Here is a 17,419-nt window from a genome sequence, read left to right as displayed (position 1 = left end):
CACATGCATGGGCGGCTCATTCCGAGTTTGAATGCTTAAGTTTCAACTCTGGCAAGGCGAAACCTGGCATTCGGATCAACCTGCCGATTCGGAGCGCGGCGGTTGATCGCCCGGCGTAGCGACGGCGCTCCTGTGCACGCGCCCCGAAAAGAGACGTCAAAACGAAAACGTAGCCAAGTCCAAGACTCGCGTAGATGCGTCCCCCGGACGCGGGGCGCCGCTGGCTAGAGTTGTTACATGATTTCTGCCACCGACACCCTCTACGCCATCGCACCCGCGCCCGTTCACTCGCTGCCCATCCAGGGCGAACGCGCACGCTTCCCGGTCAACCGCATCTTCTGCGTGGGCCGCAACTATTCAGAACACGCCCGCGAGATGGGCCACAACCCCGATCGCGAGCCGCCGTTCTTCTTCATGAAGCCGGCCAGCGCCATCGTGGCCGACGGCGGCGAGTTCGCATACCCGACGCTCTCGAACGATGTGCACCACGAGATCGAACTGGTGGTCGCGCTCAAGACCGGCGGATCGAACATCGCCGCCGCCGATGCGCTCAGCCACGTGTACGGCTATGCCGTCGGCCTCGACATGACCCGCCGCGACCTGCAGGGCGAGGCCAAGAAGATGGGCCGCCCCTGGGACACCGGCAAGGCCTTCGACGGCTCGGCGCCCTGCGGCGAGCTGGTGCCCGCGGCCAAGGCCGGCCATCCGGCGGCCGGCGAGATCCGCCTCGAAGTGAATGGCGCGCAACGCCAGGTCGGCGACCTCGCCGACATGATCTGGAACGTGCCCGACACCATCGCCTACCTGTCGACTCTGTTCACGCTGCAGCCTGGCGACCTGATCTTCACGGGCACACCGGCCGGCGTGGCGGCCGTGCAGCGCGGCGACCGCATGCGCGGCACGGTGGCGGGCGTGGGCGCGCTGGAAGTCGTGGTCGTCTGAGCCTGAGGACGGTCCGCGCATCGGACCTGCCGGGCCTGGCCGCCTCGCACGCCGCAAGTTGGCGTACCCTCGCGGGCAGACGCCTGCCGCCACGCCTGTTCCGATGCGCCCCTCTCCCTCCACGTCCGTCCGCACCTATGGCATGCACGAGCGTGCCGACCACCTCGACTTCGACATCCGCTTTCAGGGTGCGCGCAACGAGCTCACGCTGCCGCACCGGCATGCGTACTTCCAGATCCAGATCGGCATCGAGGGCAGCTCGCAGCAGGCCATCGGCGGCGAGGTGCGCCCCTTCGGGCCGCGTCACCTGAGTTTCGTGCTGCCGTACCGGGTGCACGTGATTCCGCATCCGCCCGAGGCGCTGTACTGCATCGTCAACTTCGACCAGCGCTTTTTGTGGCCCGAACTCGAGGTCGACGCGCTCGACCTCGACGACGTGTCGCTCGCGCGCTACCCCGACCTCGCGCCCTTCCTGTTCCAGGAGTACGTCGACTTCGCCTTCGACGAGACCGACTTCGCCCGCATCCGCGGCTGGCTCGACGAGCTGCACGCACTGAACGCGGGCCGCAACTTCGGCGCCAAGATCGCGATGCGTGGCATCGTGCAGCAGATCATCGGGCTGGCCTGCATGCGGCAGGAGCAGGCGCTGATGCGCCTTTCGCTCCAGCACAACGGCAAGACCTCGCAGCGCGATGCGTTGCAGCGCGTGGTGCGCTACGTGCGCGACAACCTCGACAAGCCGCTGTCGCTGACCGATGCAGCGGCCGCTGCATTCCTCTCGCCCAACTACCTCGCCAACCTGCTGCGCAAGGAAACCGACCGCACCTTCACCGACCTCGTGACCGAGCGGCGCATCGAGCGGGCGAAGGAGCTGTTGTCGTCCACCTCGCTGCTGGTGCGGGAGATTGCGCACCAGTGCGGTTTTACCGACGAGGCGTATTTCAACCGGCGCTTTCGTCAGTGGGTGGGGAGTACGCCGCGCAATTTCCGGCGCGACCACGTGGTGAATGCGCGCGGGTAGTTTTCCTCAGATCAAGACGCCGAGCGCTCCAGTCAGGCTTGGGTCACGCCGTCGATGGGGCTTACGTCGCCTACGAGCTGCAGGAGGTCCACCATCGTAAAAGTCCCAGGCGTGCGCGAGGGAAGAGTCGGCGTCCAGTCCGGGCCTTTCTTCCAAAGGTAGGACTCATGATCGCCGTGGACCAATCCGATGAAGACTTCCGCCACGATACGCGCGCCCACAGGCCCCAATCGCTCGCCGCCCTCTCTGACCGACGCTTCCTTGAGGATGTAGTACCACAAGGGCGTCTGCTCATGTAGTCCCTGCGCCTTGGCCACCGCGCCGTCCGTGCCGGACGAGATCTCGGCGCTTGTCAAAGGGTTGGGCACTTCCATTGACTGCGCAACCGATTGGCCTGAAGGCAGTCCGAGCATCACGCCCCGCTTCAGGTTCAGGAACGGCAGGCTGGCACCGCCAGGCAGCGTATGCAGCGTCTTGACGACGAAAGGATCGATGCGCCGCGCATGATTGAGCGTGACCCCTGGTGGGTTGTTGCCGAAATCGTAGAAGCGCCGCCAGTCGATGATCCAGTTGCTGGCGAGCTTGCTTATCGGAGTCGGAGCGGTGAGCGGGTTGGGCGCCAGGTCACCCACGATGCCACCTGAGAGGCCGGAGAACGCGAAGAGAAGTCCCAGCGAGGCGGGTGCGAGCCCGCCCGGGGTGAAGACTCTGTTATGGCTGTAGACCTCCCGAACCATGCTGTGTCCGAGCCGGTAGGCCGCACCGGAGAACTCCACGGGCATGTAGGGCGTCTTCTTGAACCGGTAGAACTGGCGGCCCTCGTTGAGAACGCGAGCCACGATGCCGTCTTCGGTGAGCCGTTCCACGAAGTCGTGCAGCACGAGCCATTGATAGTGCCAAGTCACCTCGCGCCGGGCTTGAAAGAAGAGCTCGGCGGGCGTGGGAGCCGTTGGCGAAGCCATCAGCAGGTCCACCACCTTGTTGTGGAACTTCATGAAGGCCAGATGAGTTTGTGCGACCAGCAGGTTCTCGTCATTGCGATGGTCGCCGATCAAGGCCTGGCCCTCGGGGCTTCTCGGAAGGTCGTTGGGAAACACGCCAGGTATGTCGGCCGCATTCTGTTGAAAGCCCAGGGTGGTCTTGCCGATCAGCAGCTTCGCGCTCGGCGCATTGTTGGGGCCGCGGGCGTAGAGGTGCGGGCTGCCGTCCGGACCTCGCCCATAGATCGAGTCCAGGTCCAGCGCCGGCGTCCTGAAGTTCTCGACCCCGGTCGGGTCCTCCAGCTTGTCGCCGATGGAGGTCAGATCCAGCGTGATGTCGTGGTCGACGAACTGGCCCAGATAGGTGAACCCCGCCGGCACTCGTGCGTTGTCTGCGCTGCTGTTGTCGTCCAGCATTGCAGCGGCGAGCGCCTTCAACTTGTCGTCGGAAACAGAAAGAGGCGCCAGGTGAGGGAACATCCGGCCGAACATGCCCGGATCGCCATGTCCCGAGAGCGCATCCAGCGATCCTTTGGTGGGGTGGCGGCCGGCTCGGCCGTGCTTGGGATCGACACCGATTTCATCAGTCATGACGAATTCCTTTGCTTCGTGTGTGGGGCTTCGAGCAACATGATCGGAGCGGGTTTGCATCCTACGGAGCGGCAGAAGAATTCATATACGCTGCTCGCGGTAGGCCGGTTGCGCTAGCGAAGCTTTGCGACGAAGAGCTCACTGAATAGCCAGACTCTTTCTCCGGCCGTTCTAAATTTCTACCGCACGCGCCAATTGCGACAACCTCTTCACCAGCGGCTCGAATAGCTCCGCCGGCGTGTTGCCATACCCCAGCACCAGCCCGTTGTCCGACGGCGTGGGCTGCAGCGCGAAGCCCGATAGCGGTGTGGGCGCAATGCGATGGCGCAGCGCCTTGGCCGCGATAAGTCGATCGTCATAGCGCGCGGGTAGACGCACCGTCAGATGTAGGCCGCAGTAGCCACCGTCGATCTCGTGTAGCACTTTGAAATGTTTGTTCAGCGCGAGCCGCAACGCTTGCTGCCGGTCGCGGTACAGCCGGCGCATGCGGCCCAGGTGCCGGCTGAATTGGCCGCTCTCGATGAAGTCGGCCATGGCCAGCTGCTCGTGGCGGTGCCCACCGCGCAGCATCTCTTCCAGCGGCGCCTGCACGGCGGACATCAACTGCGCGGGCAGCACAAGAAAGCCCAACCGCAGCGAGGGAAACATCGTCTTGCTGAAGGTGCCGACGTAGAGCACGGGCGCATCGTCCACCAGCCCCTGCATCGCACCGATGGGCTCGCCCGTGTGGCGAAATTCGCTGTCGTAGTCGTCCTCGATGATCCACGCGCCATGCAGGCGGGCCTGCGCGATCAGGTCGAGGCGGCGCGCGATGCTCAGCACGGAACCCACCGGGTACTGGTGCGAGGGCGTGGTGTAGATCAGCCGGGGCGGATGCTTCTGCCAGTCGCGCTCGTTCACGCACAGGCCTTCGGCATCGACCCGCACGGGCACGATGCGCATGTCGCCCGCATGCATGGCAGCCTTCACGCCGCGGTAGCCCGGGTCTTCGACCCAGCCGATGTCGCCGGGGTTGGACAGCAGCCGCACGCACAGCGAGATGGCTTCCTGTGCGCCTTCGGCAATGACGACCTGGTGCGGCTCGCAGCGTACGCCGCGTGCCACCGACAGGTGACGCGCGATGGCCGCGCGCAGTGGCGGCTCGCCCAGCGGGTCGCCATAGCCCAGCGCGGCAGAGCCGGCGTCGCGAATCGCCCGGTCGAGCGCGCGCCGCCATGCGGCCGACGGAAAGTGCGATAGCGCGGGCACGCCGGGGCGCAGTGCCATGTCTGTCTCGGCGCGCGACACGCTGGGCTTGATGTTCGAGAGGCGCAGCGCGGTGGTGGGCGTGCCGGCTGGCTTGCCTGCGCGCTTCGGCGGAAGGGCGGGCGACGAAAGCTCGGTCACGCGCGTGCCCTGCCGGTCGGGCCGCACATAGCCCTCGGCCGCCAGATGCTCGTAGGTCGCGGTGACGGTGTTGCGCGAGATGCCGAGCGCCTCGGCGAGTGCACGCGAACCGGGCAAGCGGCTGCCCGGCGCCAGGCTGCCGTCGAGGATGGCGCGCTTGAGCCGGTCGTGCAGCTGGCGCTGCATCGAGCCGGCGTCGCGCTCCTTCACGAGAGGAGATTCGAGCAGGGCGGTGGGGGAAGGGAGTGGGCGTGGCACCATTGAATAAGGCATTCGTGGCACTTTCATTGGAGCCACGATGCGGGTACTTTACGTCCTCCGACCTTGCCGCTCCAGCTTTTCAGAAAGACACCCGCATGCCAGTCCGCCACAACGAATTCGGCCAGTCCATCGGCCCCGGCCTGCCCGAATGGACCCCGCGTTCCCTGCCGCCGCGCCGCTCCCTCGAGGGCCGTTTCTGCACCCTCGAGCCGCTCGATGCAGCAAAGCACACCGACGACCTGTACGCCGCCTACGCGCAGGCCCCGGACGGCCGCGACTGGACCTACCTGGGCATCGAGCGGCCCGCTGACATCGACAGCACCCGGGCCTACGCCGAGCGCATCGCGAAGAGCACCGACCCGATGCACTTCGCCGTCATCGACAGGCAAAGCGGCCGCGCCATTGGCTCGTTGGCGTTGATGCGCATCGACCCCGCCAATGGAGTCATCGAAGTCGGCACCGTCAATTTCTCGCCGCTGCTCAAGCACACGCCGATGTCCACCGAGGCGCAATACCTGCTGATGAAGCTCGTCTTCGACGAACTCGGCTACCGCCGCCACGAATGGAAGTGCGACAACTTCAACGAACCTTCGAAGCGTGCGGCCCTGCGGCTGGGCTTCCAGTACGAAGGGCTCTTTCGCCAGGCCGTGATCTACAAGGGACGCGGCCGCGACACGGCGTGGTTCTCGATCATCGACAGCGAATGGCCGGCGTTGCGCACCGCCTTCGAGCGCTGGCTCTCGCCCGAGAACTTCGATGCGCAGGGCAAGCAGCGCATGTCGCTCGACAAGTTCCGCCTGCCTTCCTGAGCCTGCATCGTCACTGCGTACCGGGCGCAGGCAGCGCCTTGCACAGGAAGTCGAGAAAGGCACGCACCACCTCGGGCAGCGTGCGCCCGGCCAAGGTCTGCAGCTCGACCGAGCGCGCCCGCATGCCGCGCTCGCGAATCTCCGCGGCATGCAACTCGCCGCGCCGCACGCGTTCGCGCACCGTGATCTCGCCGGCAATCGCAAGGCCGCCGCCGTGCAGCACGAAGCTGGCGAGCGCCTCGAAACGGTTGCTCACCAGCGCGGGCTCGAACACCACTGCGCGGTTGCTGCAGGCCACGTCGAACAGCTGGCGCACGGTGGTGTCCGGCCCCGACAGCCCGATGGGAAACGGCAGCATCTGCGCCAGCGTCACGCTGCGCTGCTTCGCCAACGGATGGTCGGGCCGCATCAGCGCGAACACCGAGGCCGCCTGGCGATGCGACACCCGAACGCCCTGTACCGCGGCGCGGCTGTAGGTGAGGCCGATGTCGGCATCGCCGAGCAGCACGGCTTCGGTCACGTCGGCGGGGTCGCAGGCCTCCAGCTCGAACTGGATGCCGGGGTGCAGCGCGCGGAACGCGACGATGGCCTGCGGCAGGAACTCGTTCGCGAAGCCCGACGAGCAGGCGATGCGTACATGCCCGCGCTGCAGGCCTTGCAGTCCCTGGATGTCGGACACAACGCGCTCGGCTTCCAGCGCACCGCGTCGCGCGTGCGCCGCCAGCAGCTCCCCGGCTGCGCTGGGCGCCATGCCGCGCGGGCGGCGCTCGAACAGCGGCACGCCCAGCAACTCCTCGAGCATGGCCACCTGCCGGCTGATGGCCGATGCACTGACGTTGAGGCGCGTGGCCGCTTCGGTCAGCGAGCCGCTGCGGACCACCTCGAGAAAGTAGCGAAGCGAGGTTTCCTGCAGGCGATGGGAGGACATGGCGGCGGACGCGGGTTGGCTGCGTTGCAAAAAAAGCAAAGATATCCCGAAAAATCGGCAATTGTTCAAAAGCACGCGTTTGCCTAGACTGCCTCGCAACTGTCACAAAGCGGATCCCGCCATGCCCTTACAGCGCAGAACCTCGCGCAGCCCGCTCGCGCTGCTCCCACTGACCTTGCTCGCAGGCGCCTGCATGACCTGCATGGCCGCAGCCGCAGAACTTTCCCCGGCCGATGCCGAGCGCCATGCGCAGGCCACCTATCGCGAGTACTTCGAGCTTCTGTCCTTGCCCAACGATGCGATCTCGCCGGAGGACATCCGCAAGAACGTCGAATGGCTGGAGCAGGCCTTCCGCAAGCGCGGCTTCACCACGCGGCAGTTGCCCAACGACGGCAAGCCGATGCTCTATGCCGAGTACCCGGGCAGCGACCCCGCGCGCAAGACGGTGCTGTTCTACATGCACCTCGATGGCCAGCCCGTCATTCCCGCGCAATGGGCGCAAAAGAGCCCGTGGACGCCCGTGCTCAAGCGCAAGGCGGCCAACGGCGGATGGGAAGAGATCGATTCGGCGCCGCTCTTCAGCGGACCGCTCGACCCCGAGTGGCGTGTGTTCGGCCGCGCGTCGGCCGACGACAAGGGGCCGATCATGATGATGCTCGCGGCCATCGACGCCCTGAAGGCCGGCGGCGGGCAGCCGGCGGTCAACGTCAAGGTGATCCTCGACAGCGAGGAGGAAAAAGGCTCGCCGTCGATCAGCAAGGTGATGCAGGCGCACCGCGACCTGCTGCGCTGCGACGCGATCGTGATCCACGACGGCCCCATGCACGCCACCAACCGGCCCACGCTGGTGTTCGGCAACCGCGGCGCGGCCAGAGCCCAGCTCACGGTGTACGGTGCCAAGGTGCCGCTGCACAGCGGGCACTATGGCAACTACGCGCCCAATCCGGCGCAGCGGCTGGCCAGCCTGCTGGCCTCGATGAAGAACGATCAGGGCCGCGTGACGGTGGCCGGCTACTACGACCACGTGAAGATCGGCGAGGCCGACCGCAAGATCATGGCCGCCGTGCCCGACGACGAGGCCGCACTCAAGCGTCGCCTGGGTATTGCCCAGACCGACAAGGTCGGCGCCAACTACCAGGAGGCGATGCAGTACCCCTCGCTGAACGTGCGCGGCATGGCCGCGGCAGCGGTGGGCGACAAGGTGGCCAACATCGTGCCCGACAAGGCCGTGGCCGAGATGGACCTTCGCACCACGCCCGACTCCGATCCGGCCTACCTCGGCCAGCTCATCCAGAAACACATCGAGCGCCAGGGCTACCACCTGGTCAAGGGCGAACCGACCGACGAGGAGCGCAGCCGCTACGACAAGCTCGCGAGCTTCTCCTACCAGAGCGAGGGCGGCGAAGCAGCGGGCTCGCAGATCGACTCGCCCGTGGGGCAGTGGGCCTACAGGGCGCTGAGCGACACCTTTGGCGCCAAGCCCGAGCCGGTGCGCATCCGGATGATGGGCGGCACGGTTCCCACCGCCGAGATCGTGCGCGTGCTGCCGGTGCCCTTCGCGATCATTCCGCTGGTGAACGCCGACAACAACCAGCATGCAGCCAACGAGAACCTGCGCATGGGCAACTACGTGAGTGGCGTGCGCACCGTGTACGGGCTGATGACGCAGGCGTTCTGAGAGGTCCTTCAGCCGAGCTTCAGCCCGGCTTCTGCGCCTGCTCGCACTCGACCTGGATCAGCTCGCGCTCGTCCAGCGTCGCGCCGATGCGCACCGCACTCAGGCAGCCGCCCCACACACAGCCCGTGTCGGTCGAGAGCAGGTCGGGCCGCGAGAGCCAGCCCAGCGTCGACCAGTGGCCGAAGGCGACGGTGGCGTTGGCCGTCTTGCGCCCGGGCACGTCGAACCAGGGCATGAAGCCTTCGGGCGCGGTGGCCGCGCTGTCCTTGGCATCGAACTCCATCACGCCGTCGGTCGTGCAGAAACGCAGCCGCGTCAGTGCATTGACGATGGCGCGCAGCCGGGCGCTGCCCGTGAGCGTGTAGCTCCACTGCGCCGGCTCGTTGCCGTACATCGACATCAGGAACTCGCCGAGCGCCGGCCCGCGCAGCACCGATTCGACCTCTGACGCCAGCACCAGCGTGTCGCCCACCGTCCACTGCGGCAGCACGCCAGCGTGCACCATCAGCAGATCGCCGCTGCCGATGCGCATGTGCAGCGCCATGTGCTGCTGGCGCACCCATTCGAGCAGCGCCTCGATGTCGGGCGCGGCCAGCAGCTCGGCCAGGGTGTCCTTGCGGCCGGCCTTGCGCGCGCCGTGCGCCACGCCCAGCAGGTGCAGGTCGTGGTTGCCCAGCAGGCTCAGCGCCGAGGCGCCGTAGCCCTGCACACGGCGCAACACCGCGAGCGAATCGGGGCCCCGGTTCACCAGGTCGCCCAGCAGCACGATAGTGTCTCGGCTGGGAGAGAAATCGATCTTTTGCAGCAGCCGCCCGAGGGGGGCGTCGCAGCCCTGCAGGTCGCCAATCAAGTAAAGTGACATTCCCTCATTCTCTCCCTCAGTTCATGGATGTCTTCCTCCTGGCCTTGTTGACCACGCTCAACGCGTTGTTCGCAATGTCCGAAATGGCCCTTTCCACCAGCCGGCGCGCACGTCTCGCGGCATTGGCCGAAACGGGAGACACCGGCGCGGTGGCCGCGCTGAAGCTGATGGAGTCGCCCACGCAGTTCCTCTCGACGGTGCAGATCGGCATCACCTCCATCGGCATGCTCAGCGGTATCGTCGGCGAGGCCGCCTTTGCCGAGCCGCTCTCGGTCTGGATGGAAAGCGTCGGCATGGGCCGCGGCACCGCCAGCATCGCGTCTACTGCGGTGGTGGTTACCTGCATCACCTTCTTCACCATCATCTTCGGCGAGCTGGTGCCCAAGCGCATCGGGCAGCTGTATCCCGAGCCCGTGGCGCGCTGGGTGTCACGCCCCATGCGCGGACTGGCCAAGGCCGCCAAGCCCTTCGTTTGGATGCTGGCGGGCGCCACTGCCACCATGCTGAAGGTGCTGCGCATCGATGCCAACGCGGCCCGCTCCGTCACCGAAGAAGAGATTTCGGCCAGCCTCGAAGAAGGCGTGGACGCCGGCGTCATCGAGCAGCATGAGCACCAGATGGTGCGCAATGTGTTTCACCTCGACGACAGGCGCCTGTCGTCGCTGATGATCCCGCGCGCCGACATCGAATGGCTCGACGCCTCCTTCAGCGTGCAGCAGGCGCTGCAGAAGGTGGCCGAGGCGGGCGCGCTCAATCTCGTGCATTCCTGGTACCCCGTGTGCCGCAACTCGCTCGACGACGTGGTCGGCGTGATCAGCGTGGCGCACCTGCTGCGCCTGGGCGCCGCACACCCCGGCGTGCTCGGCCAGGAGGCCACGCCCGCCGTGTTCGTGCCCGAGACCCTCACCGGCATGGAGCTGCTGGAACAGTTTCGCGCCCGCGCTGGCCGTCTCGTGTTCGTGGTCGACGAATACGGCGTGGTGCAGGGCCTCATGACTCCGCGCGACCTGCTCGAAGCCATTACCGGCGAGCTGCAGCCCGGCATGCAGACCGACGCCTGGGCGCGCGAGCGGCCCGACGGCGTGTGGGAGCTCGATGGCCTCATGCCCGTGTCGGAGCTGCGCGCGCGCCTGGGCATCCGCGAGCTGCCCGACGAAGAGCGCAACCGATACAACACCGTGGCAGGCTTGCTGATGGCTGTGTCCGGCCACTTGCCCGAGGTGGGCGAGCACATCGATTGCGCCGGCTGGTGCTTCGAGATCGTCGCGCTGGAAGGCCGCCGCATCGATCGCGTGCTGGCATCGCCCGACCCGGCGGCGCCCCCCAAGGAAGACTGAGGCGCGGGCCATGCTGTCGCTGCTTGCTCTCAGCTGCCCGCAATGTTCCGCGCCGCTGCCGCGCGCCGCCCGTTGGCGCACGGTGAACTGCAGTTACTGCGGTGCCACTGTCGTGCGCAGCGAGGAAACCGTCGAGCGCGAGAGCTTCCGCGCCGCGCTGCGCCGGGCCAATGCCGACGTTGCCGGCGGACGCATCCTCGCGTGGCGCGGTGCGCGCTACCGCGTGCTGGCGCCGCTGGCTACCGGCGAGCACGGCGAAGTGCTTCTGGCCGAACGCCTCGGCGCATTGCCCGAGCGCGTCACCTTCAAGCTCGCGCGAGACAGCGCGGCCAACGACGTGCTGGTGCGCGAAGGCGCGGTGCTGCAGGCCCTGCAAGACTTGTCGGTGCCCGGTGCTGCCTACTTCACCCGCCGCCTGCCGCAGCCCTTGGGTGTGGGCGTGGCCGAGGGGCTGGGCGACGGCGCTCGCCAGGCGCTGGTGCTGCGCCATCCGCCCGGCTTCTGGGGCAGCCTGCAAGACGTGCAGCAGGCCAATGCACAAGGCATCGACCCGCGCCATGCCGTGTGGATCTGGCGCCGCATGCTCGAAGTGCTGGCTTTCGTGCACGGCGCTGGCTGGACGCATCGTGACCTGTCGCCTGCGCACGCGCTCGTGCATCCGCGTGACCATGGCGTGCTGCTCATCGGCTGGTCGCGCGCTCAGCATGCGACCGGCGCGGCCCAAGGCTCCGCTGTTGCTCGCGACCTCATGCAAGCCGCCTGGACCGTGCGCGCCGTGTTGCATGGCGGCGCGGCCGGTGAGCCCGGCTTCGGCTCTCACACCCCCGCACCGCTCGTCGCCTTGCTGCGCCAGTGCAGCGAAGACGCCGCCACCTGCCGGCGCCTCGGCGCGCAGGGCATCGAGCAAGAACTCTCCGCCGCATCGCGAGAAGCCTTCGGCGCATCGAAGTTCGTTCACTTCGACCCCGCGCCGCGCGCCGGCGCCTGAACCGCAGTCATCAAGGAAGAAAAGCTCATGGGATACGGAAACTACTCGCACGCCGCCCACACGGCGCTCATTGCCGATCGCGCCGCCAAGCCTGGCGCCGAGGTTTTCACGCAGCGCTCCACCCACCCGCTGATGAACCCGAAGGGCCTGAAGGTGCGTGAGTCGCGCGACAACGCCGACCACCCCAACTCGCTGGGCATCGTCTTCGCGCTCGACGTCACCGGCTCCATGGGCGACATCCCGCAGACCTTGGCGCGCCGCGAGCTGCCCACCTTCATGAAGCTGCTGACCGACTGCGGCGTGGCAGACCCGCAGCTCATGTTCATGGCTATCGGCGACGCCACCTCCGACCACGCGCCGCTGCAGGTCGGCCAGTTCGAGTCGACCGCAAACCTCATGGACCAGTGGCTCACCTGGAGCTATCTCGAAGGTGGTGGCGGCGGCACCGGCGAAGAGAGCTACGAGCTGGCCTTCTACGTCATGGCGCAGCACACCGACATGGACTGCTGGGTCAAGCGCAAGAAGCGCGGCTACCTGTTCGTTACCGGCGACGAGCTGCCGTACCCGGCAGTCTCGCGCCACCAGGTCGAAGGCCTCGTCGGCGAGAAGCTCGACGAGGACATTCCCATCGAAGAAGTCATCGCCGCCGCGGCCGAGACCACCAACCTGTTCTTCCTGATTCCTGATGCCCAGCGCCGCCGTCGTTGCGAACCGCGCTGGCGCGAACTGCTGGGCGATCACGTCATCTGCATGGATTCGCCCGACGACGCCTGCGCCGTGGCGGCCGGCATCGTCGCCCTTACCGAGAAGGCCGTGCCCAGCCTCGAAGCGCTGGCCGGCGTGATGAGCGGCACAGGCATGGCCAAGGAACGTGTCGGCGGCGTTCTGCATGCGCTCGACGGCTATGCCGCGCTGCTCGACCCGACCGCATCGCGCCGCGCACCGCCGGCTGTGGCCGCCGCGGTAGCGGGCCCGCGTTCGTCGTGGTGGAAGCGGCTTTTCGGCTGATGGCCGTGTGACTGCCGCCACGCGCTACGTTTCGCTGCTGGGCCTTGGATTTGGAGACTGCGGCAAGGGGCTCTTTACCGATCACCTTTGCGGCACGCTGCAAGCCCACACCGTCGTGCGCTTCAACGGCGGCGCGCAGGCCGGGCACAACGTGGTGCTGGCCGACGGGCGGCATCACACCTTCTCGCAATTCAGTGCTGGCAGTTTTCATGCGGGCGTGGGCACTGTGCTCGCGAGCCCGGTGGTGGTGCACCCGACGGCACTGCGCGTAGAGGAAGCGGCATTGCGCCGCATGGGTGTGGAAGACGCCTTCTCGCGTTTGCTGATCGACGCACGCTGCCGCGTGACCACGCCTTTCCACCAGGCTGCGGGGCGGTTGCGCGAATGGGTGCGAGGGGAGGACGCGCATGGCAGTTGTGGCGTGGGTGTTGGCGAGACCGTGCGGCACGCGCTTGCTTCACCCGACGAAGCCTTGCACTACGGCGACTTGCTGCAGCCCGCACGCGCGCTTGAAAAACTGGAAGCCTTGCGCACCACGTTGCTGCGCGAGTTCGCAACCAACTCAGTTCCCTCGCATGCCGATGCTGCACAGGAACTCGCCATGCTTCGAGACGACACGCTCGCACGGCGCTGGCTCGATGCCGTGGCGCTGTGCCTTAAGCAGTCGCCACCCGCGAGTACGGACCGCATCGCTGAACGCCTCGCGCAGCCCGGTACCGTGATCTTCGAAGGCGCGCAGGGCGTGCTGCTCGACGAGTGGCGCGGGTTTCATCCGCACACCACGTGGAGCACCATCTCGACCACAGCGGTCGAAGCCGTGCTGCGAGACGTGGGCATCGATGCGCCCGTGCAGCACCTCGGCGTGCTGCGCACCTACCTCACGCGCCACGGCTCAGGCCCGCTTCCCACGCACGACCACGCACTCGACGCGCGGCTGGCCGAGCCGCACAACGCCGATGACGGCTGGCAAGGGGCGTTTCGGCGAGGGCACCCGGACGCGGTGCTGCTGCGGTATGCACTCGATGCGGTCGGCAAGCTCGATGGGTTGGTGGCGAGCCATCTCGACGGCATCGAAGGCGCAGGCTTGCGCTGGTGCTCTGGCTATCGCAGCGCAGATGGTTCGAGGCTCGCCTCGCTGCCTTGCAGCGAGACGCCAAACCTCGATCACCAGCACATCCTGACGCAACAGCTACAAGGCGTGCAGCCACTGTACGAGCCCGGCGCCATCGCCACGCCGCAGGAGTGGGTCGAGCGCGTCGAGACCCTGAGCGGCCTTGCGGTGCGCTACGGTGCCTTCGGTCAGACGCGTGACATGGTGCGCGCGCTGCAGCCCGTCAATCGTCTTTGAAAGACGTCATGCCCTACAACATTCCCTTGATCGTCGGCGCCGCACTCAGCGCCATCGCCGCACTGCTGCATATCTGCGTGATCTTCGGTGGGCCCGCGTGGTATCGCTTCTTTGGTGCAGGGGAGCGCATGGCCGCAGGCGCCGCTGCCGGGCACCTGTATCCACCCATCGTCACGTTGCTGATCGCGTGCGTGCTGGGGGTGTGGGCGGCGTATGCACTCTCGGGGGCCGGAGTGCTGCAACCACTGCCGCTGCTGGCGTTCGTGTTGCCCGTGATCACCGCGGTGTACCTGCTGCGCGGACTCGTCGCATTGGCGCTGTTCGTCTTCGACCGGCAGCGGTTGACGGCCTTCTGGGTGTGGAGTTCGGCGATCTGCCTCGTGTTCGGCATCGTCCATCTGGTTGGGTTGGTCCAGGTGTGGGACAGGCTTTGAATTTGTCGAACGCGCGTCCGAGCGGTTCGTACGCATCTGCGCATTGGTAAAAAAACCAGATGAAACAAGGGATCAAGACATGAAGAAATTCGTGGTTTCCTTTCTTTCGCTACCAGAGCGGTTCGGGTCCCTCTGAGCTGACCGGCTGGATCGTTACCTTGTTCCCCTGCCTGATCGTCGATTGGAGAACCAAGGCGCTTGGGCCAAACAAGTACCTGGGCAACTGGAAGGCGCACTTCGACGCCGCGAATGCGCGCACGGGATGGCTGCGTTACGACGTGCCATCAGAAGGCCCTGGCATCCATGCGGTGCCGCAGGCGCTGGCTAGCGCGCCCGTGCGCTGCATCGATCTGCTGAACGGCTCGAAGAAAGAGCTGCGATTTGTGGCGGGTATGTTCGGCGTCGCGCAGGATGGTGACACGGGCGCGCTGTCAGCGAGCTTTGGATGGGCGGTGGTTCATGAACCGGCGGTTGATGGGGCCGCCGCCAGCCCGCTTTCCGAGCCAGTGCCTGTTCTCGATGAAGTCACGGGGAAGTGGATCGCCGAATAGGTACAGAGGTACAGGTCGTTCTGCTGAGCAAATCGATGCTGCCACTAAGATCCGTCGGCGACCGCGGTTGACAGTCTGGCTTCCACTAAAACCATCATCAAGGAACGCGACATGGAGACAAGAGGGATTCTTCGCAGGCTCATGTTCACGGCAGGTTGTGCCCTGCTGCTGGAGCTTTCAGGCTGCGGCGGAGGAGGCGGAGGAGGCGGAGGGGGCGGCGCAGCGGTATTGCCCGTAGCTCCTGCAGTCACCACACCGCCGCCCGCGAACACCTCGAGCGGCCGGGTGGTCAGCATCTCGATGAAGTCGGATGTCACGGGCGCGACCTATCCCATCCAGTTCTATCTGCCGGCCGGATACGACAGCGCAACGTCGTCCTATCCCGCGATCTACATCACCGATGGCGACGCCGTCTACAACAACAGCGTGACGCGCTTCAAGAACTTCACGGACATCCTCGAGGCGGCGGGCAAGAAGGCGATCGTCGTTGGCATCGGCGGCACCGCGCGCCGCAACACCGACTATCTGATGCCGGGTGCCAAGGCGTACCACGACTTCCTCACCGGCCAGCTGGTGCCGTACGTCGAGTCGAACTACCGTGCCAACCCGGCCAAGCGCATGCTCTCGGGCTTGTCGAACGGCGGCATCTTTGTCGCATGTGCCTTCTTCATGGAAGGTGCGAGCCAATTCACCTTCCAGTATTTCTTCTCTTCCGAGGCGCCCTTCAACGGCGCACACGACCAGATCGATCCGCTCGAAAGCCAGATGTACGCGAGCAGCAGCGGGCGGGACATCCCCGTGACCTTGCTGCTCGGATATGGCATCGGCAACGTCGGAGGAACGGTGATCACCGCGATGTACGACCAGATCGCCAGTCGCAACTACAAGGGCCTGCAGCTGAGCGTGAAGGGCTATCCGGGCGGCCACACGCCGATGGACCTGCCGTCATTCGAGGACATCGTTGCAAGGTTCATCGACTAGCAGCGCAAGCCGGTCCCCTTCTTCCATCGATCAGTCCCGCCGGGTGCCCTTGGGCAGCAGAGCCGCCACCACGCCCAGCAGCGGCAGGTAGGCGATGGTCTGGTAGACGAAGGCGATGCTGGTGTGGTCCGCGAAGATGCCCAGCACCGCGGCGCCCAGCCCGCCCATTCCGAACGCGAAGCCGAAGAACAGGCCCGACACCATGCCCACCTTGCCCGGCATCAGTTCCTGCGCATAGACCAGGATCGCAGAGAAGGCCGAGGACAGCACGAGTCCGATCACGACGGTCAGTGCCGTGGTCCAGAACAGATCGGCGTGCGGCAGCAGGAGCGCGAACGGTGCCACGCCAAGAATGGACACCCAGATCACCGGCTTGCGGCCGATGCGGTCACCAACGGGCCCACCGAGGAGTGTGCCCAGCGCCGAGGCGAAGAGGAAGAAGAACAGGTGCAGTTGCGCGTTCTGCACCGTCAGGCCGAAGCGCTCCATCAGGTAGAACGTATAGAAGCTGCTGATGCCCGCCACGTAGAAGTACTTGGAGAAGATCAGCACCAGCAGCACCGCGATGGCGCCCATCACCACCTTGGGCGGATACGGCGCCGCGGCGGCCGGCTTCTTGCGGCCGGCCTTGGCGACATGGTGCGCGGCATACCAGCGGCTCACCTGCAGCAGCAGGACGATGCCCAGCAATGCTGCCAGCCCAAACCAGGCCACGCTGCGCTGGCCGAAGGGCACGATGACGGCGGCAGCCAGCAGCGGCCCGATGGCCGTACCCGTGTTGCCGCCCACCTGGAACACCGATTGCGCGAAGCCGTGCTGCCCTCCCGAGGCCAGCCGCGCGATGCGCGACGACTCCGGATGGAAGATGGACGATCCGATGCCCACGAATGCCGCGGCCAGCAGTACAAAGCCGAAGCTGGGCGCGAAGGCCAGCAGCATCAGGCCGATCAACGTGGACATCATTCCGAAGGGCAGCGAATACGGTTGCGGCCGGCGGTCGGTGAACAGGCCCACCAGCGGCTGCAGCAGCGATGCGGTCAGCTGATAGGTCAGCGTGATCAGCCCGATCTGGGTAAAGCTCAACGAGAACTCGCCCTTCAGGATGGGATACATCGCCAGGATCAGCGACTGCATCATGTCGTTGATCATGTGCGAGCTGCTGATGCCGGCGAGGATGCCGAAGGCCGGCTTGGATTTTTGAGAAAGAGAGGCCGGATCGCTGGCCGCGCCGGTCGGCGTGGCGCTGGCGTCCAAGGATGCTGCTGCGGAGGTTGTCATGGGAGAATTATCGAAAGCACCGCTGCGCCTGTCTCG

16 protein-coding genes are annotated in these 17,419 nt (G+C 66.3%); 11 read left to right on the top strand and 5 right to left on the bottom strand.

The genetic code is table 11. The features are described from left to right. Nucleotides 1–237: 237 nt before the first annotated feature. Together ACN9MV_RS23140 and ACN9MV_RS23135 are read left to right on the top strand one after the other, a co-directional pair. Entirely contained in the window at nucleotides 238–942 is a 705-nt protein-coding gene (locus ACN9MV_RS23140) for a fumarylacetoacetate hydrolase family protein (protein ID WP_426389667.1), read from the top strand. A gap of 103 nt (nucleotides 943–1,045) precedes the next feature. Further along, the gene (locus ACN9MV_RS23135; RefSeq protein WP_097198537.1) at nucleotides 1,046–1,963 is read left to right on the top strand and encodes a helix-turn-helix transcriptional regulator; all 918 of its coding nucleotides are present in this window, start codon (nucleotides 1,046–1,048) and stop codon (nucleotides 1,961–1,963) included. 32 nt (nucleotides 1,964–1,995) lie between these two features. On the opposite strand, the gene ACN9MV_RS23130 is transcribed toward ACN9MV_RS23135, so the two are convergent. Next, entirely contained in the window at nucleotides 1,996–3,534 is a 1,539-nt protein-coding gene (locus tag ACN9MV_RS23130; protein WP_426389665.1) for a peroxidase family protein, read from the bottom strand. A gap of 171 nt (nucleotides 3,535–3,705) precedes the next feature. Continuing rightward, complete coding sequence (locus ACN9MV_RS23125; protein ID WP_426389664.1) at nucleotides 3,706–5,181, bottom strand: PLP-dependent aminotransferase family protein; 1,476 nt, start codon at nucleotides 5,179–5,181, stop codon at nucleotides 3,706–3,708. Between the two features lie 95 nt (nucleotides 5,182–5,276). Between ACN9MV_RS23125 and ACN9MV_RS23120 the strand changes: the two genes are divergently transcribed. Continuing rightward, nucleotides 5,277–5,990 (top strand): GNAT family N-acetyltransferase, encoded by a 714-nt coding sequence (locus ACN9MV_RS23120; protein WP_093179605.1) that lies wholly within the window; start codon nucleotides 5,277–5,279, stop codon nucleotides 5,988–5,990. Between the two features lie 10 nt (nucleotides 5,991–6,000). Here the strand turns inward: ACN9MV_RS23120 and ACN9MV_RS23115 are convergent, their stop codons facing one another. Then, nucleotides 6,001–6,918 (bottom strand): LysR family transcriptional regulator, encoded by a 918-nt coding sequence (locus tag ACN9MV_RS23115; RefSeq protein ID WP_426389663.1) that lies wholly within the window; start codon nucleotides 6,916–6,918, stop codon nucleotides 6,001–6,003. A gap of 193 nt (nucleotides 6,919–7,111) precedes the next feature. Between ACN9MV_RS23115 and ACN9MV_RS23110 the strand changes: the two genes are divergently transcribed. Continuing rightward, on the top strand, nucleotides 7,112–8,596 hold the full coding sequence (locus ACN9MV_RS23110; RefSeq protein WP_426393193.1) for a M20/M25/M40 family metallo-hydrolase: 1,485 nt from the start codon (nucleotides 7,112–7,114) through the stop codon (nucleotides 8,594–8,596). A 19-nt stretch (nucleotides 8,597–8,615) separates the two neighbouring features. Here the strand turns inward: ACN9MV_RS23110 and ACN9MV_RS23105 are convergent, their stop codons facing one another. Then, nucleotides 8,616–9,458, bottom strand: coding sequence for a symmetrical bis(5'-nucleosyl)-tetraphosphatase (locus ACN9MV_RS23105; RefSeq protein ID WP_093080806.1), 843 nt, complete (start codon nucleotides 9,456–9,458; stop codon nucleotides 8,616–8,618). A 23-nt stretch (nucleotides 9,459–9,481) separates the two neighbouring features. Between ACN9MV_RS23105 and ACN9MV_RS23100 the strand changes: the two genes are divergently transcribed. The 7 genes from ACN9MV_RS23100 to ACN9MV_RS23070 all read left to right on the top strand — a co-directional run bounded on the left by ACN9MV_RS23100 (nucleotide 9,482) and on the right by ACN9MV_RS23070 (nucleotide 16,105). Next, nucleotides 9,482–10,795, top strand: a complete 1,314-nt coding sequence (locus ACN9MV_RS23100; RefSeq protein ID WP_093058490.1) for a hemolysin family protein — start codon at nucleotides 9,482–9,484, stop codon at nucleotides 10,793–10,795. A 10-nt stretch (nucleotides 10,796–10,805) separates the two neighbouring features. After that, nucleotides 10,806–11,783: a lipopolysaccharide kinase InaA family protein gene (locus ACN9MV_RS23095; protein ID WP_426389662.1), complete on the top strand. Its 978-nt coding sequence runs from the start codon at nucleotides 10,806–10,808 to the stop codon at nucleotides 11,781–11,783. Nucleotides 11,784–11,810: 27 nt separating this feature from the next. Further along, nucleotides 11,811–12,791 carry a VWA domain-containing protein gene (locus ACN9MV_RS23090; protein ID WP_426389661.1) on the top strand — a complete coding sequence of 327 codons (981 nt, stop codon included), beginning with the start codon at nucleotides 11,811–11,813 and terminating at the stop codon, nucleotides 12,789–12,791. 7 nt (nucleotides 12,792–12,798) lie between these two features. Next, complete coding sequence (locus tag ACN9MV_RS23085) at nucleotides 12,799–14,139, top strand: adenylosuccinate synthetase (RefSeq protein ID WP_426389659.1); 1,341 nt, start codon at nucleotides 12,799–12,801, stop codon at nucleotides 14,137–14,139. Between the two features lie 8 nt (nucleotides 14,140–14,147). Then, nucleotides 14,148–14,573 (top strand): hypothetical protein, encoded by a 426-nt coding sequence (locus ACN9MV_RS23080; RefSeq protein WP_093080895.1) that lies wholly within the window; start codon nucleotides 14,148–14,150, stop codon nucleotides 14,571–14,573. Nucleotides 14,574–14,710: 137 nt separating this feature from the next. Continuing rightward, nucleotides 14,711–15,124 (top strand): hypothetical protein, encoded by a 414-nt coding sequence (locus ACN9MV_RS23075; protein ID WP_426393192.1) that lies wholly within the window; start codon nucleotides 14,711–14,713, stop codon nucleotides 15,122–15,124. A 111-nt stretch (nucleotides 15,125–15,235) separates the two neighbouring features. After that, entirely contained in the window at nucleotides 15,236–16,105 is an 870-nt protein-coding gene (locus ACN9MV_RS23070) for an alpha/beta hydrolase (protein WP_426389658.1), read from the top strand. A gap of 30 nt (nucleotides 16,106–16,135) precedes the next feature. Here the strand turns inward: ACN9MV_RS23070 and ACN9MV_RS23065 are convergent, their stop codons facing one another. Beyond that, nucleotides 16,136–17,383, bottom strand: coding sequence for an MFS transporter (locus tag ACN9MV_RS23065; protein ID WP_426389657.1), 1,248 nt, complete (start codon nucleotides 17,381–17,383; stop codon nucleotides 16,136–16,138). Between the last annotated feature and the right edge of the window lie 36 nt (nucleotides 17,384–17,419).

Origin of the sequence: Variovorax sp. R-27, assembly GCF_049913215.1 — a bacterium.
Classification (GTDB): Bacteria; Pseudomonadota; Gammaproteobacteria; order Burkholderiales; family Burkholderiaceae_C; genus Variovorax.
This window is presented reverse-complemented; position numbering and strand designations above follow the sequence as displayed.

Coding starts and splice junctions, on each gene's coding strand:
- ACN9MV_RS23140 (WP_426389667.1), top strand. CDS start 238: ATGATTTCTGCCACCGACACCCTCTACGCCATCGCACCCGCGCCCGTT.
- ACN9MV_RS23135 (WP_097198537.1), top strand. CDS start 1,046: ATGCGCCCCTCTCCCTCCACGTCCGTCCGCACCTATGGCATGCACGAG.
- ACN9MV_RS23130 (WP_426389665.1), bottom strand. CDS start 3,534: ATGACTGATGAAATCGGTGTCGATCCCAAGCACGGCCGAGCCGGCCGC.
- ACN9MV_RS23125 (WP_426389664.1), bottom strand. CDS start 5,181: ATGGTGCCACGCCCACTCCCTTCCCCCACCGCCCTGCTCGAATCTCCT.
- ACN9MV_RS23120 (WP_093179605.1), top strand. CDS start 5,277: ATGCCAGTCCGCCACAACGAATTCGGCCAGTCCATCGGCCCCGGCCTG.
- ACN9MV_RS23115 (WP_426389663.1), bottom strand. CDS start 6,918: ATGTCCTCCCATCGCCTGCAGGAAACCTCGCTTCGCTACTTTCTCGAG.
- ACN9MV_RS23110 (WP_426393193.1), top strand. CDS start 7,112: ATGACCTGCATGGCCGCAGCCGCAGAACTTTCCCCGGCCGATGCCGAG.
- ACN9MV_RS23105 (WP_093080806.1), bottom strand. CDS start 9,458: ATGTCACTTTACTTGATTGGCGACCTGCAGGGCTGCGACGCCCCCCTC.
- ACN9MV_RS23100 (WP_093058490.1), top strand. CDS start 9,482: ATGGATGTCTTCCTCCTGGCCTTGTTGACCACGCTCAACGCGTTGTTC.
- ACN9MV_RS23095 (WP_426389662.1), top strand. CDS start 10,806: ATGCTGTCGCTGCTTGCTCTCAGCTGCCCGCAATGTTCCGCGCCGCTG.
- ACN9MV_RS23090 (WP_426389661.1), top strand. CDS start 11,811: ATGGGATACGGAAACTACTCGCACGCCGCCCACACGGCGCTCATTGCC.
- ACN9MV_RS23080 (WP_093080895.1), top strand. CDS start 14,148: ATGCCCTACAACATTCCCTTGATCGTCGGCGCCGCACTCAGCGCCATC.
- ACN9MV_RS23070 (WP_426389658.1), top strand. CDS start 15,236: ATGGAGACAAGAGGGATTCTTCGCAGGCTCATGTTCACGGCAGGTTGT.
- ACN9MV_RS23065 (WP_426389657.1), bottom strand. CDS start 17,383: ATGACAACCTCCGCAGCAGCATCCTTGGACGCCAGCGCCACGCCGACC.